This is a genomic window from Micromonospora sp. WMMC273 (assembly GCF_027460285.1).
Classification (GTDB): Bacteria; Actinomycetota; Actinomycetes; order Mycobacteriales; family Micromonosporaceae; genus Micromonospora; species Micromonospora aurantiaca.
Window position 1 is genome coordinate 5,310,253 of record NZ_JAPZBE010000001.1, and the last position, 25,464, is coordinate 5,335,716.

The 25,464-nt window shown below is 74.1% G+C and carries 25 protein-coding genes; 6 read left to right on the forward strand and 19 right to left on the reverse strand.

What is annotated here, in order from left to right; all coding sequences use genetic code 11:
• Nucleotides 1-43 precede the first annotated feature (43 nt).
• From O7611_RS24550 to tsaB, 6 genes are all read right to left on the reverse strand, one after another.
• The gene (locus O7611_RS24550) at nt 44-1,804 is read right to left on the reverse strand and encodes an ABC transporter ATP-binding protein (protein WP_269697647.1); all 1,761 of its coding nucleotides are present in this window, start codon (nt 1,802-1,804) and stop codon (nt 44-46) included.
• A complete protein-coding gene (locus tag O7611_RS24555; protein WP_269697648.1) occupies nt 1,801-3,507 on the reverse strand; it encodes an ABC transporter ATP-binding protein in 1,707 nt (568 codons plus the stop codon). Before O7611_RS24555 ends, O7611_RS24550 begins: the two co-directional genes overlap by 4 nt.
• A 70-nt stretch (nt 3,508-3,577) precedes the next feature.
• Nucleotides 3,578-3,832 (reverse strand): hypothetical protein, encoded by a 255-nt coding sequence (locus O7611_RS24560; protein ID WP_091426737.1) that lies wholly within the window; start codon nt 3,830-3,832, stop codon nt 3,578-3,580.
• Nucleotides 3,833-3,849: 17 nt separating this feature from the next.
• A complete protein-coding gene (tsaD, locus tag O7611_RS24565) occupies nt 3,850-4,896 on the reverse strand; it encodes a tRNA (adenosine(37)-N6)-threonylcarbamoyltransferase complex transferase subunit TsaD (protein WP_194801385.1) in 1,047 nt (348 codons plus the stop codon).
• A gap of 5 nt (nt 4,897-4,901) precedes the next feature.
• The gene (gene rimI / locus O7611_RS24570; protein ID WP_194801386.1) at nt 4,902-5,345 is read right to left on the reverse strand and encodes a ribosomal protein S18-alanine N-acetyltransferase; all 444 of its coding nucleotides are present in this window, start codon (nt 5,343-5,345) and stop codon (nt 4,902-4,904) included.
• On the reverse strand, nt 5,342-6,019 hold the full coding sequence (gene tsaB, locus O7611_RS24575; protein WP_194801387.1) for a tRNA (adenosine(37)-N6)-threonylcarbamoyltransferase complex dimerization subunit type 1 TsaB: 678 nt from the start codon (nt 6,017-6,019) through the stop codon (nt 5,342-5,344). Before tsaB ends, rimI begins: the two co-directional genes overlap by 4 nt.
• Before the next feature lie 171 nt (nt 6,020-6,190).
• Between tsaB and O7611_RS24580 the strand changes: the two genes are divergently transcribed.
• On the forward strand, nt 6,191-6,919 hold the full coding sequence (locus tag O7611_RS24580; RefSeq protein WP_194801388.1) for a helix-turn-helix domain-containing protein: 729 nt from the start codon (nt 6,191-6,193) through the stop codon (nt 6,917-6,919).
• On the opposite strand, the gene ung is transcribed toward O7611_RS24580, so the two are convergent.
• Nucleotides 6,908-7,606, reverse strand: a complete 699-nt coding sequence (gene ung / locus O7611_RS24585) for a uracil-DNA glycosylase (RefSeq protein ID WP_194801536.1) — start codon at nt 7,604-7,606, stop codon at nt 6,908-6,910. The genes O7611_RS24580 and ung overlap by 12 nt on opposite strands.
• A gap of 180 nt (nt 7,607-7,786) precedes the next feature.
• On the opposite strand from ung, the gene O7611_RS24590 reads away from it, so the two are divergent.
• On the forward strand, nt 7,787-9,169 hold the full coding sequence (locus O7611_RS24590) for a lipase family protein (RefSeq protein ID WP_269697649.1): 1,383 nt from the start codon (nt 7,787-7,789) through the stop codon (nt 9,167-9,169).
• On the opposite strand, the gene tsaE is transcribed toward O7611_RS24590, so the two are convergent.
• From tsaE to O7611_RS24610, 4 genes are all read right to left on the reverse strand, one after another.
• Nucleotides 9,166-9,648 carry a tRNA (adenosine(37)-N6)-threonylcarbamoyltransferase complex ATPase subunit type 1 TsaE gene (tsaE, locus tag O7611_RS24595; protein ID WP_269697650.1) on the reverse strand — a complete coding sequence of 161 codons (483 nt, stop codon included), beginning with the start codon at nt 9,646-9,648 and terminating at the stop codon, nt 9,166-9,168. The two genes, O7611_RS24590 and tsaE, sit on opposite strands and share 4 nt — an antisense overlap.
• The gene (locus O7611_RS24600) at nt 9,645-10,730 is read right to left on the reverse strand and encodes an alpha/beta fold hydrolase (RefSeq protein WP_194801391.1); all 1,086 of its coding nucleotides are present in this window, start codon (nt 10,728-10,730) and stop codon (nt 9,645-9,647) included. The genes tsaE and O7611_RS24600 overlap by 4 nt, the downstream gene beginning before the upstream one ends.
• Nucleotides 10,727-11,845 carry an alanine racemase gene (gene alr, locus O7611_RS24605; protein WP_194801392.1) on the reverse strand — a complete coding sequence of 373 codons (1,119 nt, stop codon included), beginning with the start codon at nt 11,843-11,845 and terminating at the stop codon, nt 10,727-10,729. Before alr ends, O7611_RS24600 begins: the two co-directional genes overlap by 4 nt.
• An 84-nt stretch (nt 11,846-11,929) precedes the next feature.
• Nucleotides 11,930-13,399: an NAD(P)H-hydrate dehydratase gene (locus O7611_RS24610; RefSeq protein ID WP_194801393.1), complete on the reverse strand. Its 1,470-nt coding sequence runs from the start codon at nt 13,397-13,399 to the stop codon at nt 11,930-11,932.
• Nucleotides 13,400-13,615: 216 nt separating this feature from the next.
• Here O7611_RS24610 and O7611_RS24615 point away from each other — a divergent pair, with 216 nt between their 5' ends.
• Together O7611_RS24615 and O7611_RS24620 are read left to right on the forward strand one after the other, a co-directional pair.
• Nucleotides 13,616-13,918 carry a type VII secretion target gene (locus tag O7611_RS24615; protein WP_194801394.1) on the forward strand — a complete coding sequence of 101 codons (303 nt, stop codon included), beginning with the start codon at nt 13,616-13,618 and terminating at the stop codon, nt 13,916-13,918.
• Complete coding sequence (locus tag O7611_RS24620; RefSeq protein WP_269697651.1) at nt 13,915-15,534, forward strand: alpha/beta hydrolase; 1,620 nt, start codon at nt 13,915-13,917, stop codon at nt 15,532-15,534. Before O7611_RS24615 ends, O7611_RS24620 begins: the two co-directional genes overlap by 4 nt.
• A 65-nt stretch (nt 15,535-15,599) precedes the next feature.
• Here the strand turns inward: O7611_RS24620 and glmS are convergent, their stop codons facing one another.
• Nucleotides 15,600-17,513 carry a glutamine--fructose-6-phosphate transaminase (isomerizing) gene (gene glmS, locus O7611_RS24625; RefSeq protein WP_135242042.1) on the reverse strand — a complete coding sequence of 638 codons (1,914 nt, stop codon included), beginning with the start codon at nt 17,511-17,513 and terminating at the stop codon, nt 15,600-15,602.
• A 272-nt stretch (nt 17,514-17,785) separates the two neighbouring features.
• Between glmS and O7611_RS24630 the strand changes: the two genes are divergently transcribed.
• The gene (locus O7611_RS24630; RefSeq protein ID WP_269697652.1) at nt 17,786-18,760 is read left to right on the forward strand and encodes an MmpS family transport accessory protein; all 975 of its coding nucleotides are present in this window, start codon (nt 17,786-17,788) and stop codon (nt 18,758-18,760) included.
• A 31-nt stretch (nt 18,761-18,791) separates the two neighbouring features.
• Complete coding sequence (locus O7611_RS24635; protein WP_194801397.1) at nt 18,792-19,976, forward strand: pyridoxal phosphate-dependent aminotransferase; 1,185 nt, start codon at nt 18,792-18,794, stop codon at nt 19,974-19,976.
• 44 nt (nt 19,977-20,020) lie between these two features.
• Here O7611_RS24635 and glmM read toward each other — a convergent pair whose 3' ends face one another.
• The 7 genes from glmM to O7611_RS24670 form a co-directional block, all read right to left on the reverse strand.
• The gene (gene glmM / locus O7611_RS24640) at nt 20,021-21,376 is read right to left on the reverse strand and encodes a phosphoglucosamine mutase (protein ID WP_194801398.1); all 1,356 of its coding nucleotides are present in this window, start codon (nt 21,374-21,376) and stop codon (nt 20,021-20,023) included.
• 116 nt (nt 21,377-21,492) lie between these two features.
• Entirely contained in the window at nt 21,493-21,957 is a 465-nt protein-coding gene (gene rpsI, locus O7611_RS24645) for a 30S ribosomal protein S9 (protein WP_018784602.1), read from the reverse strand.
• A 20-nt stretch (nt 21,958-21,977) separates the two neighbouring features.
• Nucleotides 21,978-22,421: a 50S ribosomal protein L13 gene (rplM, locus tag O7611_RS24650; protein WP_013288574.1), complete on the reverse strand. Its 444-nt coding sequence runs from the start codon at nt 22,419-22,421 to the stop codon at nt 21,978-21,980.
• Nucleotides 22,422-22,630: 209 nt separating this feature from the next.
• Nucleotides 22,631-23,998, reverse strand: a complete 1,368-nt coding sequence (locus O7611_RS24655) for an MFS transporter (RefSeq protein ID WP_194801399.1) — start codon at nt 23,996-23,998, stop codon at nt 22,631-22,633.
• Nucleotides 23,999-24,121: 123 nt separating this feature from the next.
• A complete protein-coding gene (locus O7611_RS24660; RefSeq protein WP_091426307.1) occupies nt 24,122-24,415 on the reverse strand; it encodes a type II toxin-antitoxin system PemK/MazF family toxin in 294 nt (97 codons plus the stop codon).
• Entirely contained in the window at nt 24,405-24,662 is a 258-nt protein-coding gene (locus O7611_RS24665) for a DUF6364 family protein (protein WP_030501570.1), read from the reverse strand. Before O7611_RS24665 ends, O7611_RS24660 begins: the two co-directional genes overlap by 11 nt.
• 73 nt (nt 24,663-24,735) lie before the next feature.
• Nucleotides 24,736-25,431 (reverse strand): class I SAM-dependent methyltransferase, encoded by a 696-nt coding sequence (locus O7611_RS24670; RefSeq protein WP_269697653.1) that lies wholly within the window; start codon nt 25,429-25,431, stop codon nt 24,736-24,738.
• Nucleotides 25,432-25,464: the final 33 nt, after the last annotated feature.

A 25,464-nucleotide genomic window follows, 5' to 3' on the forward strand; every position in this document is an offset into this window, starting at 1 on the left:
TCGAGCAGGCCCCGGCACGTCTGCCGGGGCCCGTCGCGCGTTCTCAGCCGTGCCAGGAACGCCACAGCGCGGCGTACGAGCCACCGGTCGCGACCAGCTCGTCGTGCGACCCCAGCTCGGTGATCCGGCCGTCGGCGACCACCGCCACACGGTCCGCGTCGTGCGCGGAGAAGAGCCGGTGCGCGATGGCGATGACGGTACGGCCGTGCAGCACCGCCGCCAGCGACCGTTCCAGGGCCCGGGCCGCTCGCGGGTCGATCAGCGAGGTGGCCTCGTCCAGCACCAGCGTGTGCGGGTCGGCGAGCACCAGCCGGGCCAGCGCGAGCTGCTGCGCCTGCGCGGGGGTGAGCGGGTGGCCGCCCGCGCCGACCGCCGTGTCGAGCCCGTCCGGCAGGGCCAGCGCCCAGTCCAGCGCGTCGACGGCGGCCAGCGCCGCGCGTACCCGCGCCGGGTCGGCGTCCGGCCGGACCATCGCCACGTTGTCGGCGAGCGTGCCGATGAACACGTGGTGCTCCTGACTGACGAGCGCGACGTGGGTACGCAGCTCGGCCAGGGGCATTCCGGCGAGTGGACGGCCGTCCACCGTCACCGTGCCGGCGCGCGGCGCGTGCACGCCGGCCAGCAGCCGGCCCAGCGTCGACTTGCCCGCCCCGGACGGGCCGACCATCGCGAGCCGCTCCCCCGGCCGGGGTTCCAGCGTCACGCCGTGCAGCACGTCGTGTCCCGGGCGGTACGCGTACCGGACGTCGTGCGCGGCGAGCCGGCCCTCACCGCCCGGGGCGGCAGCGCGCTCGTCCGGCGTGGCGGATGCCTTGGCGCGCTCGTCCGGTTCGGCGGCCACCCCGAGCAGCCGGGCCAGCGAGGCGCCGCCGACCTGGAACTCGTCCAGCCAGCCGAGCAGCCGCTCGATCGGGTCGGTGAGCTGCTGGGCGTAGAGCGTGGCGGCGGTGACCTGGCCGAGGCTGGCCCAGCCCTTCAGGTGGAACCAGCCGCCGATGAGCAGGGTCGCCACCATCGGCACCAGGTAGCCGAACTCGGCCACCGGCCAGAACACGGTACGCAGGTGGAGCGTGTAGCGCTCGGCCGCGTACGACCGGCGGATGTCGGCGTCGCCGCGCGCCCGGCGGCGAGCCGCCTGCCGCAGCGCCTCGGTGGTCCGCGCCCCCTCGACCGTCTCGCTGATCCCGTCGGTGATGTCCGAGTAGGCGGCGTTCTCCCGCAGGTAGCCCTGCGGCGCGCGGCGCAGGTACCAGCGGGTGCCGGCCCACAGCACCGGCACCGCCAGCAGGCTGGGCAGCGCCAGCAGCGGGCCGGTCAGCACCAGCGCGCCGAGGATCAGCAGCACGGTCAGCGCCGCGATGAGCGTCTCCGGCCCGGCGAACCGGACCGTACGGGACAGCGCGGCGACGTCCCGCGAGGTGCGGGTGAGCAGGTCGCCGGTGCCGGCCCGCTCCACTGTGGCGAGCGGCAGCGCGAGCACCCGGTCGACGAACTCCTCCCGCAACTCGGCGAGCACCCGCTCACCGAGCCGGGCCGAGGCCAGGTGCGCGAAACGGACCAGCACCGCCTGCACCACCACGAACGCGGCGATGGCCGCGACGACCCGGTCCACGGTCGTCGCGGCGATGCCCTGGGAGATCCCCTCCACCAGGTCACCGAGCAGGCGCGGGGCGACGAGCCCGGCGCCGGCGGCGAGCGCGTGCAGGCCGAGCGCGGCGGCCAGGCCGCGCGGGTGACGGCGGATCAGCTCGCGCACGTACCGGCGGACCTGGGCGATGTCGGCGACGGGCAGCGCGTTGCTCATCGGTCCTCCTCCCGGCTCACCGTGGCGGCGTAGCGCGGCTCGGCGGCGAGCAGTTCCTCGTGCCGGCCCTCGGCGACGACCTTGCCGTCCTCGACGAAGACCACGTGGTCGGCGTGGCCGAGCACCAGCGGGCTCGTGGTGCAGACGAGCGTGGTCCGGCCGTGGCGGGCCGGGCCGAGCCGTTCGGCGATGCGCGCCTCGGTGTGCGTGTCCACCGCGCTGGTCGGCTCGACCAGGATCAACGTCTCCGGGTCGGCGACGAGCGCGCGGGCCAGCCGCAGCCGTTGCCGCTGCCCGCCGGAGAACTCCCGGCCGCGTTCGGCGACCTCGCCGTCCAGGCCGCCGGGCAGCGCCTCGACGATGTCGGTGGCGCTCGCCGCGGCCAGTGCCGCCTCGACGGCGCCGGGCTCGGCCCGGTCGTGCGGGTCCAGCTCCGTGCGCAGCACGCCGCTGAACAGCTGCGCGTCGTTGTCGGCCACCAGGATCCGCTCCCGCACCGTCGCCAGCGCCACGTCCCGCAGCGGTACGCCGTGCAGCGTGACGTCCCCGTCGGCGTACCGGCCGAGCCGGTCGGCGATCTCGGTGGCGTCCTGCGGGGTGGCGGTGGCCAGCGCGGTGAGCCGGCCCGGTCGCAGGACGAGTCCGGAGCGTGCGTCCGTCAGCTCGCCCGGCCCGGCCGGCACCGGCACCGGGGTGGCCGGGTCGGTGAACTCCGGCGCGAGCCGCAGCAACCGGACCACCCGGCGGGCCGCGACGTGTCCCCGGGTCAGCTTGTCGGCCGCCTCGGTGAGGTTGCGCAGCGGGCTGACCAGGAACGCGGTGTAGCCGTAGAACGAGACCAGCTCGCCGGCGCTGATCTCGCCGCGCAGCGCGAACCGGGCGCCGAGCCAGGTCACCAGCACCACGAAGACGCCGGGCAGCAGGATCTGCGCGGCCTGCAACAGCGACTCGACCCGGGCCACCCGCAGCCCGTCCGCGCGCAGCGCCTGCGACCGTTGCCGGTAGCGCTCGGACAGCACCGGCTCGCCGCCGACTCCGCGCAGCACCCGCAGGCCGGAGACGATGTCCGCGGCCCGGGCGGTGAGCCGGCCGGTCGAGTCCCGGTACGCGGCCTGCTGCCGGTGCAGCGGGCGGATCAGCAGCGCCACGAGCGCCATCAGCAGCGGCACCCCGAGCACCACGACGAGGCCGAGCGGCTGGGAGGCGTTGAGCAGGATCACCGCGACGGTGACGATGCCGACCACCGAGCCGGCGCCGCGGGCGGTGATGTCGACGGCACTGCCGATGTGCTCGATGTCGGCGGTGCCGATGCTCACCACCTCGCCCGCCGCGACCCGCCGGGGCAGCGCGGCGCCGAGCCGGTTGGTGGCATCCACGGTGACCTGCACGGTGCGGTAGGCGGCGCCGAGCCAGTTGTGTACGGCGCAGCGGTGGCGCAGGATCCCGGCGACGGCCTGCACCAGACCCAGCCCGAGCAGGGCCAGACTCCAGCGCACCAGCGCGTCCGGGTCGCGTTGGGCCAGGCCGGCTTCCACGGCGCGGCCGAGCACGGCCGGCACCAGTGCCTGGGCCAGCATCCAGATCACGCCGAGCGTGAGACCGGCACCGAAGATGACGGGGTGCCGCCCGGCGAGCCACACCAGGTATCGGGTGGCCGACCGCGCGTCAGGGGTGCCGGGGTCGCCGGCCGGTGAGAAGCGCATGACCCACCGACGCTAGGTGCCGGGGTGATCCGGGCGCCAACCAATTCCGGCCGCCGTGACGGCCCTCGCGTCAGCGGTCGACCTGGGTGAAGTCCCAGCTGTGCGGCGGGCGGGCGATCAGGCGTGCGGGCGGCTCGGGCAGTTCCCGGGGGTTGTTGCGCCACTTGGAGATGACCACGAGCCGGTGGTCGGTGGAGGAGAACACCTCACTGGAGACGTGCATCGGGTCGTGCTCGAACTCGGGCAGCGCGGTCTCGCAGACCCAGGTGATCAGGTCGGCGAAGCCGTACGGCTCGGCCTTGGCCTCCCACATCCGGACGATCATGTCGGTCTCCTCCCCGCTCACACGCTGACCACTGTCAGCGGCATCGCCGAGTCGGCCGGCAGGTCCAGCCGGCTCGGCGCGACGCCTGCGGCCACCAGGTGGGAGCCGAGCGCGGCCACCATCGCGCCGTTGTCCGTGCAGAGCTTCGGCCGGGGCGTACGCACCCGGATGCCGTGCCTGCCGGCCCGCTGCTCGGCCATCACCCGCAGCCGGGAGTTGGCCGCCACACCGCCGCCGATGACAAGCGTGTCGATGCCGCTGGTGCGGCAGGCGTCGATCGCCTTGCCGACCAGCACGTCGCAGACCGCCTCCTGGAAGGACGCGGCCACGTCGGCGACCGGCACCGGCTCACCGGCCCGCTGCCGCGCCTCCACCCAGCGGGCCACCGCCGTCTTCAGGCCGGAGAAGGAGAAGTCGTACCGGTGCCCGACCAGGTCCTTCGCGGCGGTCAGCCCGCGCGGGAAGGCGATCGCCGCCGGGTCACCGGCCCGCGCCTCGCGGTCGATGTACGGCCCGCCGGGGAACGGCAGCCCGAGCAGCCGGGCCACCTTGTCGAACGCCTCGCCGGCCGCGTCGTCGATGGTGGCGCCGAGCGGTACGACGTCGCGTGCGAGGTCGTCGACGCGCAGCAGCGAGGAGTGCCCGCCGGAGACCAGCAGCGCGATCGCGGGCTCGGGCAGTGGTCCGTGTTCGAGCGTGTCCACAGCGACGTGCGCGGCGAGGTGGTTCACGCCGTACACCGGCTTCTCCGCCGCCACCGCGTACCCCTTGGCGGCGGCGACCCCGACGAGCAGCGCGCCGGCCAGGCCCGGCCCGGAGGTCACGGCGATGGCGTCGATGTCGGCGATGGTGACGCCCGCTTCGCGCAGCGCCCGGTCCATGGTCGGCACGATGGCCTCCAGGTGGGCGCGGCTGGCCACCTCGGGCACCACGCCGCCGAACCGGGCGTGCTCCTCGACGCTGGAGGCGAGCGCGTCGGCGAGCAGCGTGTGCCCGCGCACGATGCCCACGCCGGTCTCGTCGCAGGAGGTCTCGATGCCGAGGATCAGGGGTTCGTCAGCCATGCGCGTCAGTCCTCGTTGCGCTGCATGACCAGCGCGTCGGTGTTGCTCGGTTGGTAGTAGCCGCGCCGTACGCCGATCGGCTCGAACCCGTAGCCGGCGTAGAGCCGTTGCGCGGGCGCGTTGTCCGCGGCGACCTCCAGCAGCGTGCTGCGGACGCCGCGCCGGGCCGCCTCGGCGAGCAGCGCCTCCAGCAGCAGCCGGCCGATGCCCCGGCGCTGGGCGTCCCGGCGGACCGCGACGTTCTGCACCCACGCCTCGTCGGGCGGGGACACGGCCAGCCCGGCGTAGCCGAGCACAGCGCCGTCGTCGTCGGTGGCGACCAGGTAGAAGTGCCCGTTGGCGAGTTCGTTCCAGAACATCGCCGCCGACCACTGCTCGGCGCCGAACAGGTCCGCCTCGATGGGCAGCACCTCGTCGATGTGCCACCAGCGGAACCGGCCCAGCCTCATGGCAGGACCGGCTTGTGGCCGGTGGCCGCGACCGCGTCCGGCCGGCGCAGGTAGAGCGGGGTCAGCGTCTCGCCGGGCGCGCCCGCGCGGATCCGCGGCGCGGCGAGACGGGCCAGCGCCAGCGGGTCCGGGTAGCGCGGCTCGTCGCGTACCGGCAGCCCCAGCACGTCCGCGTACCGGTGCGCGCCGTCGCCCACCGCGACGGTGACCGCGAGGTCGCGCGCCCGCTCCGCGACCACCGCCGGGGCCGCCACCTCCGGCCCGGCCAGGCGCTGTCCGGCGCCGTCGTAGACGGCCCAGTAGATCTCCCGGCGCCGCGCGTCGCTCGCCGCCAGCACCGGCTCGCCGGCGGCCGCCGGGTGGCCGAGCCCGTCCAGCGAGCAGACGCCGTACGTGGGTACGCCGAGCACCTGACCCACGGTGGCGGCGGTGACCAGCCCGACGCGCAGCCCGGTGAACGGGCCCGGGCCGAGGCCGGCGACGATCGCGGCCAGGTCGGCGGGACGCGCGCCGACATCCGCCAGCACGGCGTCGACCTGCGGCGCGAGCAGCTCGCCGTGGGCGCGGGCATCGACTGTGCGCCGGGACGCGCGGACCGCGACGCCGTCCGCCGAGACCTCGGCAAGGGCCGCGGTCACCGCGGGCGTCGAGGAGTCCACCACGAGTACGAGCACGGTAAGCCAGCCTAGCCGTCCGCCCCGCCCGTGCCCGGCACGCCCTCACCGCTCGCCCACTCACGGTGCGTAGCGCCCGGACTAAGGAGAAGAGGTGAGTGCCTTATGCCTCTGGGTCATAAATATGACTCAGAGGCATAAGACTTAGAAGAGGACTGCCATTCTCCGGAGATGACGGAGAGTCGCCTCGTTCGAGAGATCGCCAGCACCCTGCGACGTGAACGCGAACAAGCAGGCCTCACCCAGCAGGCGCTGGCCGCTCGGTCCGGGCTCAGTCAGGCGGCCATCGCCCGGATCGAACGCGGCGACCGGCTGCCGAGCCTGACCACCGCGGAACGCCTGCTCGCCGCGCTCGGCCGGCAACTGCGGATCGCGGTCGAGCCGCTGGACAGTCACCTGGACGCCGCGCTGGACGAGATGGCCGGGACGGTGCTTGCCGAGCGGATCGAAGATCTCCGGCTGGACCGGCTCATGGACGCCTTGGGCGACCTGCCGTACGTGCTGTCGGGCGGCATGGCGGCACTGCTGCAGGGCGCGCCGCTGCCGGTGGACGCGGTCGAGATCGCGGTGCGCTGGCGGGACTCGCCGCAGTTCAGCGCGCTCCTCGAGCGGATCCACGCGCAGCGTTGGAACGCCCGATGGCAGGAGTGGGGCGGCATCCACACGGAGCCCGAGGAGCCGGGCGAGCACCGTTGGCTGACCCGCTACGGCGAACTACGGGCCCGGATGTGCGACGACCTGCCCGAGCCCATCGAGGTCCGCCTCGGTGACCGCACGTACCCGGTCGAGCCGCTGGTCGAGGTGGAGGTGACCGACCGGCGCACGGCCGAGCTGCTGTCCCGGTACCGCCGGCGCCTCGCCGCAGCGTCGGGCGAGGCGCCGGGCGGGTCAGCCGGCTGAGCGCTCCCAATCGATGGTGGGCAGCCCCGCGTCGGCCAGCGCCTTGTTCGCGGCGCTGAACGGGCGGCTGCCGAGGAAACCGCGCGGGTTCATCGGGCTCGGGTGCCCGGCCTCCAGCACCACGTGCTGCGGGTTGGTCACCAGCGCCGCCTTCTTGCGCGCGTAGCCGCCCCAGAGCAGGAACACCACGCGCTGGTCGAGCGCGTCGAGCGCCCGGATCGTGGCGTCGGTGAACTCCTCCCAGCCCTTGTTGGCGTGCGAACCGGGCGTGGCCTGCCGGACCGTCAGCACCGAGTTGAGCAGCAGGACGCCCTGCGCGGCCCAGCCGTCGAGGTTGCCGCTGCGCGGCTTCGGCACGCCCAGGTCCTCGCCCAGCTCCTTGAAGACGTTGCGCAGCGACGGCGGCACCGCCACCCCCTCGCGCACGCTGAAGCTCAGCCCGTGCGCCTGGCCCGCCTTGTGGTACGGGTCCTGCCCGAGGATCAGCACCCGGGTGTCGGCCGGCCCGCACAGCCGGTAGGCGGAGAAGAGGTCCTCCAGCGGCGGGAAGACAGTGGCGGTCGCGTACTCCCGGGTGACGAACTCGGCCAGCGCCGCGGTGCGGGCCGGGTCCAGGTGGGGGGTGAGCACGGCACGCCAGGCCTCCGGCAGCAGCGCCGGCAGGTCCAGGGTGGGGGCGTCGGGCATCGGCAACCTCTCCTCGTCGGTCGCCACCTTCTTACCAGCCACGACCGACACTCCCGGTCGGCGGCGGGGCCGGTACTGGACGAGAAAAGTTACCGGAGCGTAACCTACCGGCAAGTTACTTACGCCACACCGCCACTGCTAGCTTGCATCCACCACCATCGATGCTCGCTAGGAGTGCCCGTGAGCAGGAGAAACACCCGTCCCCGCACGTCCGCCGCCGCTATCTCCCCCCGCCGCGCGCTCGGCCTCCGGATGCTGGCCGTCGCCGCGGCGGCAGCCACCTACCTGGCCGGATCAGGCGCAGCCGCAGCCGCAGACGGCACCACGCCGGTGGTCTCCCGCGGCGTGACGATCCCCGCCTTCTACCACCCGCCCGCCGACCTGCCCGCCACCAACGGCACGCTGATCCGTACCGAGCCGCTGCCGCTCGGGCTCAGCATCCCCGGGCTCGACGGCCGCCCGATGCCCGGCACCGCCACCCGCCTGATGTACCGGTCCACCGACTCCAACGGCCGGCCCGTCGGTGTGACCGGCGCCTACATCGAGCCGTCGGCGGCGTGGCGGGGCACCGGGCCACGCCCACTGGTCGCCGTCGCCTCCGGCACCATGGGGCAGGGCGACCAGTGCGCACCCTCGTTCGCCCTGCAACACCCGCTCACCCTCACCGGCGACACCCTGTCCGTCGGCTACGAGGCCCTGGCGATCTACCGCCTGCTCGCCACCGGCGCCGCGGTGGTCGTCACCGACTACGTCGGGCTGGGCGCGACCGACCGGCTGCACACGTACGTCAACCGCCTCGACGAGGGCCGCGCCCTGCTCGACGCGGCCCGCGCCGCCCGCGCGGTGCCGGGAGCATCGGTCACCGACCGGTCCCGCGTCGGCCTGTACGGCTACAGCCAGGGCGGCGGCGCCAGCGCGGCGGCCGCCGAACTCCAGCCCACCTACGCGCCGGACGTGCCGCTCGCCGGCACCTACGTCGGCGCGCCGCCGGCCGACCTGACCGCCGTCATCGGCGGCATCGACGGCAGCGCGCTGGCCGGGGCGCTGGGCTGGTCGCTCAACGGCTTCGCCCAGTCCGACCCGGCGGTGCGGGACGTCATCGAGGCGAACATCAACGACGCCGGCCGGGCGGCGCTCGCCGACACCTCGACCATGTGCGTCGGTGACGCGATCCTCCGGTACGCGTTCACCAAGAGCAGCAGGTGGATCACCGGCGGCCGGTCCCTCACCACTGTCATCGCCGCCTCGCCCGAGGCGGCCGCCGTCCTCGACCGGCAGCGCATCGGCACGCTCAAGCCCGCCGGCCCGGTACGCGTGGCAACAGGCGTCCAGGACGACATCGTGCCGCACCGGCAGGCCCGCCAACTGGCGGTCGACTGGTGCCGCAAGGGCGCCGACGTGACCTACCAGGCCGTCAGCCTGCCCAACCTCGGTGACAAGCTCCTCACCAACCACCTGGCGCCACTCATCACCGATCAGGGCGACGCGGTGGCCTGGCTGACCGACCGGCTCGCCGGGCGCACCGCCTACTCCAACTGCTGGACGATGCCCCTCCAGCCCTAGGGCAGTTCGGCGACCCGGGCGGCCCAGTCGCCGCCGACCGGCTCCAGCGTGACCGCCCGGGTGTCGTCGTCGCGGCGGTCGATGCGTACCCGCAGGTGCGCGTCGACCAGCTGCTCGACCATCCCCTCACCCCACTCCACCACGGTGACCGCCTCGTCCACCGAGGCGTCCAGGTCGAGGTCGTCGATCTCCGCGCGCGGGTCGGCGGCCTCACCCAGGCGGTACGCGTCGGCGTGCACGAGCGTCACCCGGCCGCCCCGCGCCGGGTCGGGCCGGTGCACCCGGGCGATGACGAAGGTGGGCGAGGTGATGTCCCCGCGTACGCCGAGGCCGGCGCCGATGCCCTGGGTCAGCGCGGTCTTGCCGGCCCCGAGCGGGCCGCTGAGCAGCAGCAGGTCGCCGGCGCGCAGCACACCGGCAAGCCGCCGCCCGAACTCGTGGGTGTCGTCGACCGTCTTCAGCTCCACGATCACCGTCATAGCGAATCCAGGAACCTCTCCAGCGCCGCGTTCACCTCGTCGGCGTGCTCCAGCATCACCACGTGCCCGCTGTCGTCGATCTTCACGAACTCGGCGTGCGGCAGCCGCCGGACGATCTCCTCGGAGTGCGTCACCGGCGTGATCATGTCCTTGTCCCCCACGATCACCAGCACCGGCGTGCCGGCCAGCGCCGCCAGCGCCGGGAACCGGGAGTGGGTGGCGATCGTGCGCAGGTAGCGGGTGACCGTGTCGGCCGAGGTGCGCGAGTTCATCATCTCGACGTACGACACCAGGGCCGGGCTCGGCTTCGACGTGCCGAAGCCGTACTTGCGGGTGAGCAGCCAGGCTACGTTCGAGGTCGACCGGCGCGCCCGGTCGATCACGGTGCCGCCGTACCGGGTGGCGTTGCTCATCATGTAGAGCACCGGCGAGCCGACGCGGCCGAGCAGCGCGGGCGCCACCAGCTTGGTCTCCGCCGCGAGGCCGCCCGACGTCGCCATCAGCACGGTGCCGACCACCCGGTCACCGAACATCTCCGGGTACAGCTCGGCCAATGCCATGATCGTCATGCCGCCCATCGAGTGCCCGACCAGCACCAGCGGACCCTCCGGGGCCACCTCGTCGAGCACCCGGCGCAGCGTGTGGCCCAGCGCGGTCAGGTCGTACTCGCCGCTCTCCAGCCGGCCGGAACGGCCGTGCCCCGGCTGGTCGTACGCGACCACCCGGTAGTCGCCGCGCTCGGCGAGCCGCTTGCGCTGGAAGTGGAACGTGCCCATGTCCAGGCAGAACCCGTGCACCAGCACCACCGTCGGGTGCCCGGCGACCGGACGGGCCGGCTCGACCACCTCCACGTGGATGTCGGTGCCGTCCGGCATCTCCAGCCGGTACGCCTCGTCGTAACGCTGCTCGCCGAAGACCTCGTCGGCGTACCGATCGGTGGGGTCGTTCTTGAGCCGGCGGACCAGCACCCGCTCGCTGACCACGCCCGCCGCGAGCCCGGCGGCGGCCACACCGACGGCGGCGCCGACCAGCCCGGCGACCTTGCCGGCGGCGGTACGCGGTCGCGGCAACCGGACACTCATGCGCGCTCACCGTCGTAGACGCGGGGCACGCGCACGCCGCCGAAGCGGGTCACGATCTCGTAGTTGATGGTGCCGACCGCCTCGGCCCAGTCGTCGGCGGTGGGCTCGCCGTCCGCACCACTGCCGAACAGCGTCACCACGTCACCGGCGGTCACCTCGTCGTCGCCGCAGTCGACCACGAACTGGTCCATGCAGACGCGCCCGGAGATGGTCCGGCGCTTGCCGGCGAGGTGCACCGGGCCGGTGTTGGAGGCGTGCCGGGGCACCCCGTCGGCGTAGCCGAGCGGCACCACCGCGAGGTTGGCCTCCTGCTCGGTCAGATAGGTGTGCCCGTAGGAGACGCCGGTGCCGGCCGCGACGCGCTTGGTGAGCATCACCCGGGCGCGGGCGGTCATGGCGGGACGCAGACCGAACTGCTCGCCCGCGACCGGCGACAGGCCGTAGACGGCGATGCCGGGCCGGACCAGGTCGAAGTGGGTGTCCGGCCGGGTCAGCGTGGCGGCCGAGTTGGCCAGGTGCCGGTAGCGCGGACGCAGCCCGGCGCGCGTCACCATCTCCAGCCCTTCGTGGAACACAGCGAGCTGGCGGTCGGTGGTGGGGTGGCCGGGCGAGTCCGCGTACACGAAGTGGCTCCACACGCCGACCACCTCGACCAGGCCGTCGGCCTGGGCCTTCGCGGCGGCCTCCAGCAGCGCCGGCCAGTCGGCGACGGTGGCGCCGCCCCGGGCCAGCCCGGTGTCGATCTTGAGGTGCAGCCGGGCCGCGCGGTCCGCCCGGCGGCTCGCCTCGATCATCTCGTCGAGCTGGGTGAGGCTGGCGCAGCCGAGGTCGACGCCGACGGTGATCCCGTCGTGCAGCGGCAGGCCGGGGTCGAGCAGCCAGGCCAGCACCGGCGCGGTGATGCCCGCCTCACGCAGCCGCAACGCCTCGTCCAGCGTGCAGACGCCGAGCTGGTCCGCGCCCGCGTCGAGCGCCGCCCGGGCGGCGGGCACCATGCCGTGGCCGTAGCCGTCGCCCTTGACCACCGCCATCAGCTCGGCGCTGGTGCCGGCCTTGAGCCGGGTCACGTTCTCCCGGATCGCGTCCAGGTCGACGCGCACCTCCGACTGCCACATGTCCTCAGCCTACTTCCGTCAGTGATCATCGGCGCCGTGAGCCGTGCGGGCGGTGCCCGTCGCCACCGGGCACCGCCGCCCGGATCAGCCCAGCCGGGCCAGTACCGGACGCAACGCCGCCGCCACGTCGGGCGCGGTCACCGGACCGCCGCGCGCCGCCTCCCGGCCGGCCAGCCCGTGCAGGTACGCCGCGGCGGCCGCCGCCCGCTCCGGCGCGAGCCCGGCGGCGAGCAGCGAGCCCAGCAGCCCGGCCAGCACGTCGCCGGTGCCACCGGTGGCGAGTACCGGGGTGCCGGTCGGGTTCACGTACGCGCGGCCGTCGGGCGTACCGATGATCGTGTGGTCGCCCTTGAGCAGCACCACCGCGTTCATCCAGGCGGCCAGCCGCAGCGCTGCGGCGACCCGGTCCTCCCCCGGCATCTCGCCGCAGAGCCGGGCGTACTCCCGGTCGTGCGGCGTCACCACGATCGGCGCGTCCCGGCCACGCAGCCGATCGGCCAGCTTGCCGTCGACGAGCAGCGTCAGCGCGTCCGCGTCGAGCACCACCGGCACCGGCGCGGCGAGCACCGCGCGCAGCTCGGCGGCGGAGTCATCGCCGGTGCCCAGGCCGGAGCCGCAGACCCACGCCTGCACCCGGCCGGCGTCGGCGACCCGGCCGGTGGCGATCACCGACGGGTGCTGGTGCAGCACCTCGCCCTTGGCACTCCCGGCGTAGCGGACCAGTCCGGTGGGACCGGCGAGCGCCCCGGCGACCGAGAGCACCGCGGCGCCCGGGTAGGTGGCCGAACCGGTGGCCACCCCGACCACGCCCCTGGTGTACTTCTCCGACGACGCGCCCAGCGCCGGCCACCAGTCGACGACGTCCGCCTGCTCGATCACCTGGAGCGCCGGTGTGCCGCGCAGCCACGGCGTCAGCCCGATGTCGACCAGCTCGACCTCTCCGGCCAGCTCGGCGGCCGGGCCGACGACCAGTGCGGGCTTGAGCGCGCCGAAGGCGACCGTCACGTCGGCGCGAACCGCCCGGGGCCGCCCGGCGTCGGTGAGCGGGACGTGGCCGGTGTCGACAGCGACGCCGCTCGGCACGTCGACCGCGACCACGGTGGCGGGCGTGCCGTCGCGCCCGCGCTGCCCGGTCAGGCTCGCGGCCAGCTGTTCGGCCGTCTCGCGGAGCCCTCCGGTGCCGCCGATGCCCACGATGCCGTCGAGCACCAGGTCGACCACCGCGGGCGGCCGGTCGGCCACGCGCCCACCGGCGGCGCGCAGGGCGGCCAGGCCCTCGGCGTGCGCCCGGCCCGGCGCGAGGAGCAGCGCGGTCACCGCCGCGCCCCGGCGGGCCAGGTGCGCGCCCGCGAAGAGAGCGTCGCCGCCGTTGTCGCCGGACCCGACGAGCAGCAGCACCCGGGCGCCGTAGACACCGCCCCGGTCGGCGAGCAGCAACGCGCAGCGCCGGGCCAGCCCGGCCGCGGCCCGCTGCATGAGCGCACCGGGCGGGAGGGTGGCCAGCAGGCCCGCCTCCGCCGCGCGAACGTCCGCGACCCGCCACACCTGTCTCATGCCACCCCGCCCCGCTCGTCGCGCCGGCTCAGCTTCCGCCCGCGGCTCCCCCGATCACGGCCTCACCCTACCGGCGGTACGCGCCGCGGACCGCCTGGCGGAAACGCCCTGTGGAAAACCCCGGCCGTTGTCCACAGGGGTCGGCGGCCACCGCCGGGTGCCGCCTAGCGTCCCGGTGTCCGGAGCCGGCCGGTGGCGCCGGGCGAGGGAGGTCACGTGGTGGAGAGACCGTTCGACGTCGACCCGGAGCTGCTGCGCAGTGTGGCGCGCGAGCTGGCCGACGACGCGTACCGGCTGGCTTGCGGGCCGGGCGCCGCGCCGGAGTCGTTGCTGGTGGCGGCAACGGAGGGCTGGCGATCCGGTGCGGCGCTGGCCGACCTGGAGGCGGCGGTGCGGCGCTGGTCCGGCGCGCTCGGCGCCCGGGTGGCCGACACCGCTCAGGCGTTGCGGCGCGGCGCGGACGGCTACGAGGCGGTAGACGAACGCGCCGCCCGCCGCCTCACCGGGGTGCTCCGGTGAGCGGCGGGAGTGCTGACGCCGCCACGCCGGTCGGCTACGCGCAGCTCTGGCGCGTCGACCCGGGCACCTGGTCCGCCGCCGGGACGGCATGGCGGGGCCTCACCACGCCGGTACGGCGGCGCGCCGACGCGCTGACCGCCCGGATCGGCACGCTCCGCCCCGGGTGGTCGGGTGCCGCCGCGACGGCGGCGCAACGGCGGATCGGGGACCTGCGCACCGACCTGACCGACGTGCTGCCCGCCCTGCTCGAGGTCGACCAGGTGCTCGCCGAACTCGGTGCCCGGCTGGGCGCGGCGAAGGCGCGGCTCGGCGCCGAGGTGGCCCGCGCCGGGTCGGGTGGCCTGCTCGTCGACCGCACCGGAGCGGTCCGGCCCGATCCGGCGCGCCCGGTGGCACAGGCCGGACCGGCGGTGATCCACGCGCGGGCCGGGATCCGGGGCGCGCTGACGCTCGCCGACGCAGCCGACCGGGAGGCCGCCGACCGGCTCGCGGAGCTGACCACCGCCTCGGTACGCGGCTGGGTCAGCGTGCCGCCCGCGTACCGGCCCGGGCTCGGTGCCGGTCCGGCCGAGGTGAGCCGCTGGTGGGCCGGTCTGAGCGCGGCCGAGCGACGCTGGCTGGTCGGGCGGGAACCGGGCCGGATCGGTCGCCTCGACGGGCTTCCGGCCGCCGCTCGGGACCAGGCGAACCGGCTGCTGCTCGGTGACCGGCGGGAGCTGTTGCTCGTACGGCGGCTCGCGCTGCTGCACCCGCTTCCGGCGGGGCCGTTGGAGGCGTCCCGCCGGGTCCGGCTCGCCGCTGTCGAGGCGGCGCTGCGCGGTCTGGACGGGCTCACCGAGCGGCTGGCCGCGGGTGGGGCGCCCCGGGCGTACCTGCTGGGGCTCGACCCGGCCGGCGACGGCCGCGCGGTGGTGGCGCTCGGCAACCCGGACCGCGCCGCCTCCGTGCTCACCTACGTCCCGGGCATGACCTCGGATCTGGCCGACGCGCCGGCCGAGCTGGGCCGCGCGGCCCGGGTGTTGCAGCGATGCGCGGCGCTCGGGCCGGGCGAGGAGGCGGCGGCGGTGCTCTGGCTGGACTACGACGCGCCGGACCTCCTCACCGACGCGGCCGGCACCCGGCAGGCCGAGGACGCCGGCCCGGCGCTGCACCGGTTCCAGGACGGGCTGCGGGCCGCGCACGAGGGCCCGCCGGCCCGGCAGACGGTGCTCGGGCACAGCTACGGCTCGCTCGTGGTCGGCGCCGCCGCCCGCGACCACGGGTTGAGCGCCGACGCGCTGGTCTTCGTCGGTTCGCCCGGCGTCGGCGTGGACCATGCCGCCGAGCTGCGGATGCCCGCCGGTCAGGTCTGGTCGTCGACCGCGCCGGACGACGTGATCCGGCTGGCCCGCCCACCGGACGAGCTGGCCCGCCGCGCGCTGTTCGCGGGTACGCCACTCGGTCCGGCGCTCGCCGTGCTCGACGGGCCCGGCGAGCGGCTCTGGTTCGGCGCCGACCCGAGCGCGCCGGGCTTCGGCGGCCGGCGCTTCCGGAGCGCCCCGCACGGCCACACCGGCTACTGGGATCCGGACAACCCGGCGCTGGACGGCATGGCCCGGATCGTGCTGGGCCGATGACCGGGCCGGATGCGACGCGGTCCCCCCACCCGTGGTGCGGGCGGAGGGACCGTGGACGAGATCGGCTACTCGACGGTGACCGACTTGGCCAGGTTCCGGGGCTGGTCGACGTCGTGCCCGCGGGCGGCGGCGATCTCGGCGGCCAGCACCTGCAACGGCACCGTGGTCACCAGCGGCGCCAGCAGCGTCGGCGTACGCGGCACGTAGATCAGGTGGTCGGCGTAGCGGACCACCGCCTGGTCCCCCTCCTCGGCGATCACGATGGTGCGGGCGCCGCGCGCGCGTACCTCCTGGATGTTGGAGACGACCTTGTCGTGCAGCATGCCCCGGCCGACCGGGGAGGGCACGATGCAGATCACCGGGGTGCCCTGGTCGATCAGCGAGATCGGGCCGTGCTTCAGCTCACCGGCGGCGAAGCCCTCGGCGTGCATGTACGCCAGTTCCTTGAGCTTCAGCGCGCCCTCCAGCGCCACCGGGTAGCCCACGTGCCGGCCGATGAACAGCACCGTCGGCTCGGACTTCAACTCGCGGCCCAGCTCGCGGACCGGCTCGATCCGGTCCAGCAGCTCCCGCAGCTTGCCCGGCATCTCCTGGAGCTGGGCCACCACCGCGCCCACCTCGTCGGCGAACTTGATGCCGCGCACCTGGGCCAGATGCAGGCCGATCAGGTAGCAGGCGACGACCTGGGTGAGGAACGCCTTGGTGGAGGCGACAGCGATCTCCGGGCCGCCGTGGGTGTAGAGCACCGCGTCGGACTCGCGCGGGATGGTCGAGCCGTTTGTGTTGCAGATCGCCAGCACGCGGGCCTTCTGCTCCTTGGCGTGGCGCAGCGCCATCAGCGTGTCCATCGTCTCGCCGGACTGCGAGATCACCACGATCAGCGTGGAGCGGTCGAGCACCGGGTCGCGGTAGCGGAACTCACTTGCCAGCTCCACCTCGCAGGGGATGCGGGTCCAGTGCTCGATGGCGTACTTGGCGACCAGGCCGGCGTGGTACGAGGTGCCGCAGGCGACGATGAAGATCTTGTCGACGTCGCGCAGGTCCTGCTCGCTGAGACGGACCTCGTCGAGGGCGATCTCGCCGGTCTCGGTGAGCCGGCCCAGCAGCGTGTCGGCGATGGCCTGCGGCTGCTCCTCGATCTCCTTGAGCATGAACCAGTCGTAGCCGCCCTTCTCGGCGGCCGACGAGTCCCAGTCGATGTGGAAGTCGGTGCCGCTGGCCGGCTGGCCGTGGAAGTCGGTGATGTCGATGCTGTCCGGGGTGATCAGGACGATCTGGTCCTGCCCCAGCTCGACTGCGTCCCGGGTGTGCTCGATGAACGCGGCGACGTCGCTGGCCAGGTAGTTCTCGCCGTCGCCCCGGCCGACCACGAGCGGCGAGTTGCGCCGGGCGCCGACCACCGCGCCGGGGATGCCGGCATCGACGGCGAGCAGCGTGAACGCGCCCTCCAGGCGCCCGCAGACCACGCGCATGGCGGCGGCGAGGAGCTGCGGGCTGTCGGTCTCACCGGCCGAGCGCAGGTCGGCCAGCGCGCGGGCGATCAGGTGCGCGGCGCACTCGGTGTCGGTGTCGCTGGCGAACTCGACACCCTCGTCCTCCAGTTCGGCGCGGAGCTTCGCGAAGTTCTCGATGATGCCGTTGTGGATCACCGCGACGCGGCCGTCCGGGGAGAGGTGCGGGTGGGCGTTGCGGTCGGTCGGGCCGCCGTGCGTGGCCCAACGGGTGTGGCCGATGCCGGTGGTGCCGTCGCCGATGCCGATCGGGCTGGCGGCGCAGTCCTCGGGGTTGTCGGCCGCGCGCTCGGAGAGGACCTTCTCCAGGTTCGCGAGCTTGCCGGCCTTCTTCTCGGTCAGCAGCTCGTCCTCGCAGACCACGGCGACACCGGCCGAGTCGTAGCCGCGGTATTCGAGACGCCGCAGTCCGTCAAGCACGATGCCGAGCGCCGGGCGCGCGCCGGCGTAACCCACGATTCCACACATGGTCCGCAGCCTAACCGAGTTTCGCTCATCGCGCGTGCTCGGAAGGGCGGTTAACGATCACTGAATTTGAGCGAACCGAGCGTCGAGGATGCGATTACCGGACAAAGCACCATCCAGGTCGTTCCGCCCGTCCGGACCGGTTCGGGACGCCGGGCGCGGACCGCCGGCCGGGACCGCACGGCTGGTCGCCACCGCCTACATTGAGGCCGGGCGCCGTCCCCCGGCCCCACCGTTCCGCGGTCGTCCGCGCCGTACCCCTGTGAGCTGAGCCCATGTCCGAGACGACCCCCTCCCCCGAACCGGCCCCCGGACCGGCCGACCCGACCGCCGCGCCGGCCACGCCGCAGCCCTCCTCCTGGACGCCGCCGGACCCGCTGGCCGCCCCGCAGCCGTGGACGCCGCCCGAGCCCTGGTCGCCGCCGCCCGCTCCGAGCCCCTGGGCGGCCACCGGCCCGGGGAGCGCGTCAGCCGGAACCGGTCCGGCCATGCCACCGAGCGGGACGGGACACCCGGTGGGCGAACCGGGGTGGGCGGCTCCGGCCGACCCGGCCGCCGCGCCGCGCCCGCCCGTCCCACCGACCTCCGGCGACCCGCACATCCCGGGTGCGCCCGGGTGGCCGTCCCAGCCCGGCGTGCCCGACTTCCCGGCACAGCCGGCCTGGACACCTGGCACCTACCCGCCCGGCCCCTACAGCGCCGGGTCCCACCCGCCCGGCCCCTACCCGCCGCCGTACGCGTATCCGGGCATGCCGCCGCGCCGCGGTGGCGGCGGTGGCTGGGTGGCCGGCCTGGTGATCGGCCTCGTCACCGTGCTGGCGATCATCGTCTGCGGCTGCGTCGGGCTGTCCTTCCTCGGCCGGGGCCTGGACGACGGGACGGCCTCCGGCGACCGGTACGACGAGCCGTTCTACGGCGAGCCCGACGGGTGGGCCGACGAGCCGACCGCGCCGCCGGCCCGGCCGGCCACCACCCCGTCCGGCGGGCCCGGCAAGTTCACCGTGCTGTACGAGGTGACAGCCACCGACGGCGAGGCCGAGGTGCAGTTCTACGACGCGGACGCCAACTTCCACCAGCCCGGCGCCGTGGACACCCCCTGGCGGCTGAGCTTCACGGCGAACGACCGCGAGCGGGTGCAGATCATCGCCAGCCCGGTCGGGTCCGGCGACGTGACCTGCCGGATCACCGTCAACGGCAAGGTCGTCTCCAAGGACTCGGGCGAGTACGGCGCGACCTGCTTCGGCTGGTGAGCACTCGGCGGCGGGCCGTAGGCTCGCAGCCGTGACGACGACCGATCCCCTGGTGGCCCGGATGCGGCCGTTCGGCACCACCGTCTTCGCCGAGATGTCCGCGCTCGCAGTGCGTACCGGCGCGGTCAACCTCGGGCAGGGCTTCCCGGACACCGACGGCCCGCCGGAGATGCTCGCCGCCGCGGCCGAGGCGCTGCGTACCGGCCACAACCAGTACCCGCCCGGTCCGGGCATCCCCGCGCTGCGCGCCGCCGTCGCCGAGCACCAGCGCCGGTTCTGGGGCCTGGAGTACGACCCGGACGGCGAGATCGTGGTGACCGCCGGGGCGACCGAGGCGATCGCGGCGAGCATCCTCGCGCTGTGCGAGCCGGGTGACGAGGTGATCTGCTTCGAGCCGTACTACGACTCGTACGCCGCCTCGATCGCGCTGGCCGGGGCGGTCCGCCGCCCGGTGACGCTACGGCCCGGGCCCGACGGCAGGTACGCGTTCGACCCGGACGAGTTGCGCGCCGCGTTCGGGTCGCGTACCCGGCTGGTGCTGCTGAACTCGCCGCACAACCCGACCGGCAAGGTCTTCACCGCCGACGAACTGACGACGGTGGCCGAGCTGTGCCGGGAACACGACGTGTATGCGGTCACCGACGAGGTCTACGAGCACCTGGTGTTCACCGACGCCGCCGCGCCGCACGTACCACCGGCCACGCTGCCGGGGATGTGGGAGCGGACGCTGCGCATCTCGTCAGCCGGCAAGACGTTCTCCTGCACCGGCTGGAAGGTCGGCTGGGTGAGCGGCCCCGCGCCGCTGGTGGCCGCCGTGCTGCGGGTGAAGCAGTTCCTGACGTTCGTCAACGCCGGACCGCTGCAACCGGCGGTGGCGGTGGCGCTCGGGCTGCCGGACGCGTACTTCACCGGGTTCCGGGACGACATGCAACGTCGCCGGGACCAGCTCGCCGCCGGGCTGGCCGACGCCGGGTTCGGTGTGCTCCCGCCGGAGGGCACCTACTTCGTGACCGCCGACGTCACGCCGCTGGGCGGCCGGGACGGGGTGGAGTTCTGCCGGGCGCTGCCGGAGCGCTGCGGCGTGGTGGCGGTGCCGACGCAGGTGTTCTACGACGACGTGGAGGCCGGTCGCCGGCTGATCCGGTTCGCGTTCTGCAAGCGGCCGGAGGTGCTGGCCGAGGCGGTGACCCGGCTGCGTGGTCTGCGCGGAGACTGAACCGCCCGCTGGAGGGAGTTTCCCCAGCGGGCGGGCGGCGTGGCTCAGGCGACCGGGCTCGCGGTCCGCACGTGCTCGGCGATGCGCTCGGCGACCTCACGCGCGGTGTCCTCGGTGGCCGCCTCGACCATGACCCGCACCAGCGGCTCGGTGCCGGACGGGCGCAGCAGCACCCGGCCGGTCTCGCCCAGCTCCGCCTCGGCGCGCTCGACCTCGGCCCGGACGGCCGGTGCGGCGGCGCCGACGGTACGGTCCCCGACCGGCACGTTGATCAGCACCTGGGGCAGCTTGGTGACCACCGCGGCAAGCTCGGCCAGCGAGGTGCCGGTCGCGGCCATGCGGGCCATCAGGTGCAGGCCGGTCAGCACGCCGTCGCCGGTGGTCGCGTACGCGGGCAGCACGATGTGGCCGCTCTGCTCGCCGCCGAGCGCCAGGCCGGAGGCGCGCAGCTCCTCCAGCACGTACCGGTCACCGACCTTGGTCTCGACCAGCCGGATGCCGTGCTCGGACATGGCCAGGCGGAGACCGAGGTTGCTCATCACGGTGGCGACCAGGGTGTCCTGGGTCAGCTCGCCGGCGTCCCGCATGGCCAGCGCGAGGATCGCCATGACCTGGTCGCCGTCGACCTCGTCGCCGTCGGCGGTGACCGCGACGCAGCGGTCGGCGTCGCCGTCGTGGGCGATGCCGAGGTGGGCGCCGTGCTCGACCACTGCGGCGCGCAGCGCCTCGATGTGGTTCGAGCCGCACTCGTCGTTGATGTTGAGCCCGTCCGGCTCGGCGTGGATGGCGATCACCTCGGCGCCGGCCTCCCGGTAGGCGACCGGGGCGACGTCGGCGGCCGCGCCGTTGGCGCAGTCGACCACGACCTTGATCCCGTCGAGGCGGTGCGGCACGGTGCCGACCAGGTGCTGCACGTAGTGGTCGGCGCCGTCGAGCAGGTCGTGCACGCGGCCGACACCTGCACCGACGGGACGCTTCCAGGCGGTGGTGGCGTTCGCCTTCACCGCCTCCTCGATCCGCATCTCGATCTCGTCGGGCAGCTTGTGCCCGCCGGCCGCGAACAGCTTGATGCCGTTGTCCGGCATCGGGTTGTGCGAGGCGGAGAGCATCACGCCCAGGTCGGCCTTGGCCTCGGCGGTGAGGAACGCCACCGCCGGGGTGGGCAGCACGCCGACCCGGACCACGTTGGCGCCGGCGCTGGTGAGCCCGGCGACCACCGCCGCCTCCAGCATCTCGCCGCTGGCCCGGGTGTCCCGGCCGACCACCGCGAGCGGCGGATGGCTCTTGTCGGTCTCGGCCAGCGTGTGGGCCGCGGCCACCGCGACCGCAAGCGCCAACTCCGGGGTGAGATCCGCGTTCGCCCGCCCGCGTACGCCGTCCGTGCCGAACAACCGGCCCATACCCGCCAACCTCCGTGGAACTGCCGATGAGAGGAGAAAACGCGGAACGGCCGGTCCGCCTCCCGGATGGGGAGGCGAACCGGCCGTCCGTCAGAAGTACAAGACGCTTGTGGTGATCAGCGCTTCGAGTACTGGGGAGCCTTGCGGGCCTTCTTGAGGCCGTACTTCTTGCTCTCCTTGACCCGGGCGTCACGGGTCAGGAAGCCGGCCTTCTTCAGGGCCGGGCGGTCGTCGGGCTCGCTGACGATCAGCGCCCGGGCGATGGCGAGCCGCAGCGCGCCGGCCTGGCCGGTGGTGCCGCCGCCACGCAGGTTGGCGATCACGTCGAACGCCTCGGGCTTCTCGGCGGTGACCAGCGGGTCCTTGATGAGCTGCTGGTGCACCTTGCTCGGGAAGTAGGCCTCGAGGTCGCGGCCGTTGCAGGTGATCTTGCCGGTGCCCGGGACGATCCGGACCCGGACGATGGCTTCCTTGCGCCGACCCACGGTCTGGATCGGGCGGTCACCACGGGGCGCGCGCGCGACGGGCGCCGGCGCCTCGGTGGCCTCGGGGGCGACCTCGGTGGCGGTGATGTCGGTCATGCTGCTTCCTTCGCCCGCGCTCACTGCGCGATCTGCTTGATCTCGAACGGCACCGGCTGCTGCGCGGTGTGCGGGTGCTCGGCACCGGCGTAGACCTTCAGCTTCTTGAGAAGCTGACGGCCCAGCTTGTTGTGCGGGAGCATGCCCTTCACGGCCAGCTCGATGGCCCGCTCGGGCCGCTTGGTCAGCAGCTCGTCGTAGCCGACCCGCTTCAGGCCACCCGGGTAACCGGAGTGGCGGTAAGCGACCTTGGTCTGACGCTTGTTGCCGGTCAGCGCGACCTTGCCCGCGTTCACGATGACGACGAAGTCGCCCGTGTCGACGTGCGGCGCGAAAGTCGGCTTGTGCTTGCCACGCAGGAGCGTGGCGGCGTGGGTCGCCAGGCGGCCCAGCACGACATCAGAGGCGTCGATGACGTGCCACTGACGCTCGATCTCACCCGGCTTCGGGCTGTACGTACGCACAGGTCTACCTTGTCTCGTCGTCGGTCTGGGGTCGCGCGCCGAGGTGACCAGGAGTACCCAGCCGGACCAGCGCGCACGAACGACCAAGCGTACCTGATGCGGCACGCCTAAGAATGTCGTACAACAGCAGGCAACGATACCCGGCCGCCCGGTGGCAGGTCAAAACGGGGTCGCGCCGCGCATGGCCTGCGGGTTCGTCATGGCACAGGTCACACGCCGGCCAGCGTACGCGGCCCCGGACGCAGGTAGACCACCCAGGTCACCAGGAAGCAGAGCGCGTACCAGGCGATGAATGCCAGGTACGCGGCGTCCGCCGTGCCGGAGGTCAGGAACGACTGCCGGAACGCCACGTTCACCAGCACCCCGCCCGAGGCCCCGACCGCCCCGGCGATCCCGATCACCGCCCCGGACAGACGCCGGGCCCGCCGCTGCGCCGCCTCCGGGTCGCCGGTCAGCTCGCTCTCCGCGACGGCCCGGGCCCGGAAGATCGCCGGGATCATCTTGTACGTCGAGCCGTTGCCGATCCCGGAGAAGACGAACAGCGCCAGGAACCCGGCCAGGTAGAGCGGAAAGGACCGCTCGCGGGCCGCGTACAGCACCAGCCCGGCCCCGGCGGCCATCGCCACGAAGTTCCAGAACGTCACCCGCGCCCCGCCCAGCCGGTCGGCGAGCTGACCGCCGACGGGCCGGATCAGCGACCCGATCAGCGGCCCGAGGAAGGTCAGCCAGGCGGCGTCCACGGGCGTCGGGAACCGGTCGTGGAACTGGAGCTGGAGCACCTGGCCGAAGGCGAACCCGAAGCCGATGAAGGAGCCGAACGTGCCGACGTAGAGCAGCGACATCACCCAGGTGTGCGGGTCGCGGGCCGCCGCGCGCAGCGCGCCCGGCTCGTTTCGTGCCCCCGGCACGTTGTCCAGCCACCGGGCCGCGGCCAGCGCGGCCAGCACGATCAGCGGCAGGTAGACCGCCGGCACGAGCCGGGGGTACGCGGCGCCCGCGGTCGCCAGCACGGCCAGCCCCACCAGTTGCACCGCCGGTACGCCCAGGTTGCCGCCGCCGGCGTTGAGTCCCAGCGCCCGGCCCTTGAGCCGCTCGGGGAAGAACAGGTTGATGTTCGCCATCGACGAGGCGAAGTTGCCGCCGCCGACGCCGGACAGGCAGGCCAGCACCATCAGCGTGGCGTACGACACCCCGGGCTCGATCAGCACCGCCATCGGCACCGCCGGCACCAGCAGCAGCAGGGCGCTCACGATGGTCCAGTTCCGGCCGCCGAAGCGGGCCACCGCCAGCGTGTACGGCAGCCGCAGCACCGCCCCCAGCGCGGCCGGCACGGCGGTGAGCAGGAACTTCCCGGCCGGATCGATGCCGTACTCGGGGCCGAGGAACAGCACCGTCACCGACCAGAGACTCCACACCGAGAAGCCGACGTGCTCGGCGAAGATCGAGACGTACAGGTTGCGCCGGGCCACCCGGGCGCCGCCGGCCGCCCAGAACGCCGGATCCTCCGGCCGCCATTCGGTGAGCCGGCCGGCGGTGGTGGCCGGCGGCGTGGTGGGTGCGGAAACGAGCGTGCTCACTGACGGACTCCTCCTCGTCGATGACGAGGCGACGCTCTCAGCCGGTGGTTTCCCCGGCGTGCCCCGCGCGCGTCGGCGCGGCAACGGAGAGCGCACGTCCGCCGGAGCGCGCCGGTGAGGCGGTCACAGTTCCTGGAGGATCCGCAGCGCCCGGCCGACCCGCTGCATGGTCTCGGTGTCGGCCACGTCGACGCACTCGGTGAACCACTTCTTCATCGGTGAGGAGATCCGGTCGGGCATCACCACGTACGCGCCCATCCGCACGGCGAGCGGCGAGTCGCGCAGCAGTGACTCCTCCACTACCTCGGCCACGATCACGATGGGTACCGCAGTGGCGTTGTAGACGTCGGAGCTGATCACCAGGCCGAACCGTTCCCGGGCGCCGGAGATGCGCCAGACCTCGCCCCTACGCAGCACGCGGACGCCCGCCGAACAGGGCGTCGTCGACGAGCGCGGCCTCCTGGGCGTCGGCCAGGGCGGCGGCTTCCAGGTCCAGGCCGGCACGGCCGACCGCGTCGGCGTGCGCGGTGAAGACCTCGCGCAGCGCCTTCTCCCGGGCGGCCTGGTCCATCCAGGCGGAGAGGGAGAGCCCTTCCCGCTTGGCGAACCGGCGAGCCTCCTCGATCGTCTCGTCGGAGAACGACAGCGTCACCTTGGCGGTCATGCCAGGAAGACTACCCAGCGGTATGACCACCAGTCATCCTCGTCCCCGCCGATCAGGGAAACGGACAGCGGTCTCAGGTACGCCGGCCGCCGAAGACCGCGAAACGCCATTCCTTGAAGAAGCAGTCCACGTCCACCAGACCCGCCTCGGTCAGCCACCGGCACTGGTCTGCCACCGTGGCCGGCCGGTCGTGCCGCATCCGCTCCCGGGCGCCGGCGATCTCCTCGGCGTCGGATCCCAGCTCGGTGATCCGCGCCGTCCACACCTCGTCGTAGCGGCGGTCCAGCGCCGGGGTGGGCCCGGCGACCTGCTCGGCGTTGACGAACACCCCGCCGGGGACGAGCGCGTCGGCGGCCCGCTCGTACAGCGCCTGTTTTCCCTCGTCGTCGAGGTGGTGGATGGCCAGCGCGGACACCACCGCGTCGTACCGGCCGGCGGGCAGCGGGCCGGCCAGGTCGGCGTGCACCGTCCGGTGCGCCACGCCGCGCTTCTCCAGGTGTGCGGCGGCCACCGCGAGCATGCCGGGTGCGCCGTCCACGAGCGTCAGGCGGACGCCGGGGACGGCTGCGGTCAGCAGCAGGGACAGCAGGCCGGTGCCCGCGCCCAGGTCCAGCACCTCGGGGGTACGCCCGGCGGCGAGCGCGGCGCGCAGCGGCGGCGCGGCCACTTCGACAGCGGTGCCGTAGAAGGCGTCGAAGCAGGGCACCAGGCGGCGTCGGGCCTGGTCGTAGCTGCCGGCCACCGCGTCGAACGCGTCCGCCACGCTCATCGTGCCTCCCGTTATATGAGATTGTTGTCTCAC

Coding starts and splice junctions, on each gene's coding strand:
- O7611_RS24600 (WP_194801391.1), bottom strand. CDS start 10,730: ATGAGTGTCCGGTTGCCGCGACCGCGTACCGCCGCCGGCAAGGTCGCC.
- O7611_RS24555 (WP_269697648.1), bottom strand. CDS start 3,507: ATGCGCTTCTCACCGGCCGGCGACCCCGGCACCCCTGACGCGCGGTCG.
- O7611_RS24665 (WP_030501570.1), bottom strand. CDS start 24,662: ATGACCGCCAAGGTGACGCTGTCGTTCTCCGACGAGACGATCGAGGAG.
- glmM (WP_194801398.1), bottom strand. CDS start 21,376: ATGGGCCGGTTGTTCGGCACGGACGGCGTACGCGGGCGGGCGAACGCG.
- ung (WP_194801536.1), bottom strand. CDS start 7,606: ATGCCCGACGCCCCCACCCTGGACCTGCCGGCGCTGCTGCCGGAGGCC.
- tsaD (WP_194801385.1), bottom strand. CDS start 4,896: ATGGCTGACGAACCCCTGATCCTCGGCATCGAGACCTCCTGCGACGAG.
- alr (WP_194801392.1), bottom strand. CDS start 11,845: ATGTGGCAGTCGGAGGTGCGCGTCGACCTGGACGCGATCCGGGAGAAC.
- rimI (WP_194801386.1), bottom strand. CDS start 5,345: ATGAGGCTGGGCCGGTTCCGCTGGTGGCACATCGACGAGGTGCTGCCC.
- rpsI (WP_018784602.1), bottom strand. CDS start 21,957: ATGACCGACATCACCGCCACCGAGGTCGCCCCCGAGGCCACCGAGGCG.
- O7611_RS24630 (WP_269697652.1), top strand. CDS start 17,786: ATGTCCGAGACGACCCCCTCCCCCGAACCGGCCCCCGGACCGGCCGAC.
- glmS (WP_135242042.1), bottom strand. CDS start 17,513: ATGTGTGGAATCGTGGGTTACGCCGGCGCGCGCCCGGCGCTCGGCATC.
- O7611_RS24610 (WP_194801393.1), bottom strand. CDS start 13,399: ATGAGACAGGTGTGGCGGGTCGCGGACGTTCGCGCGGCGGAGGCGGGC.
- O7611_RS24550 (WP_269697647.1), bottom strand. CDS start 1,804: ATGAGCAACGCGCTGCCCGTCGCCGACATCGCCCAGGTCCGCCGGTAC.
- tsaE (WP_269697650.1), bottom strand. CDS start 9,648: ATGACGGTGATCGTGGAGCTGAAGACGGTCGACGACACCCACGAGTTC.
- O7611_RS24560 (WP_091426737.1), bottom strand. CDS start 3,832: ATGATCGTCCGGATGTGGGAGGCCAAGGCCGAGCCGTACGGCTTCGCC.
- O7611_RS24670 (WP_269697653.1), bottom strand. CDS start 25,431: ATGAGCGTGGCGGACGCGTTCGACGCGGTGGCCGGCAGCTACGACCAG.
- O7611_RS24580 (WP_194801388.1), top strand. CDS start 6,191: ATGACGGAGAGTCGCCTCGTTCGAGAGATCGCCAGCACCCTGCGACGT.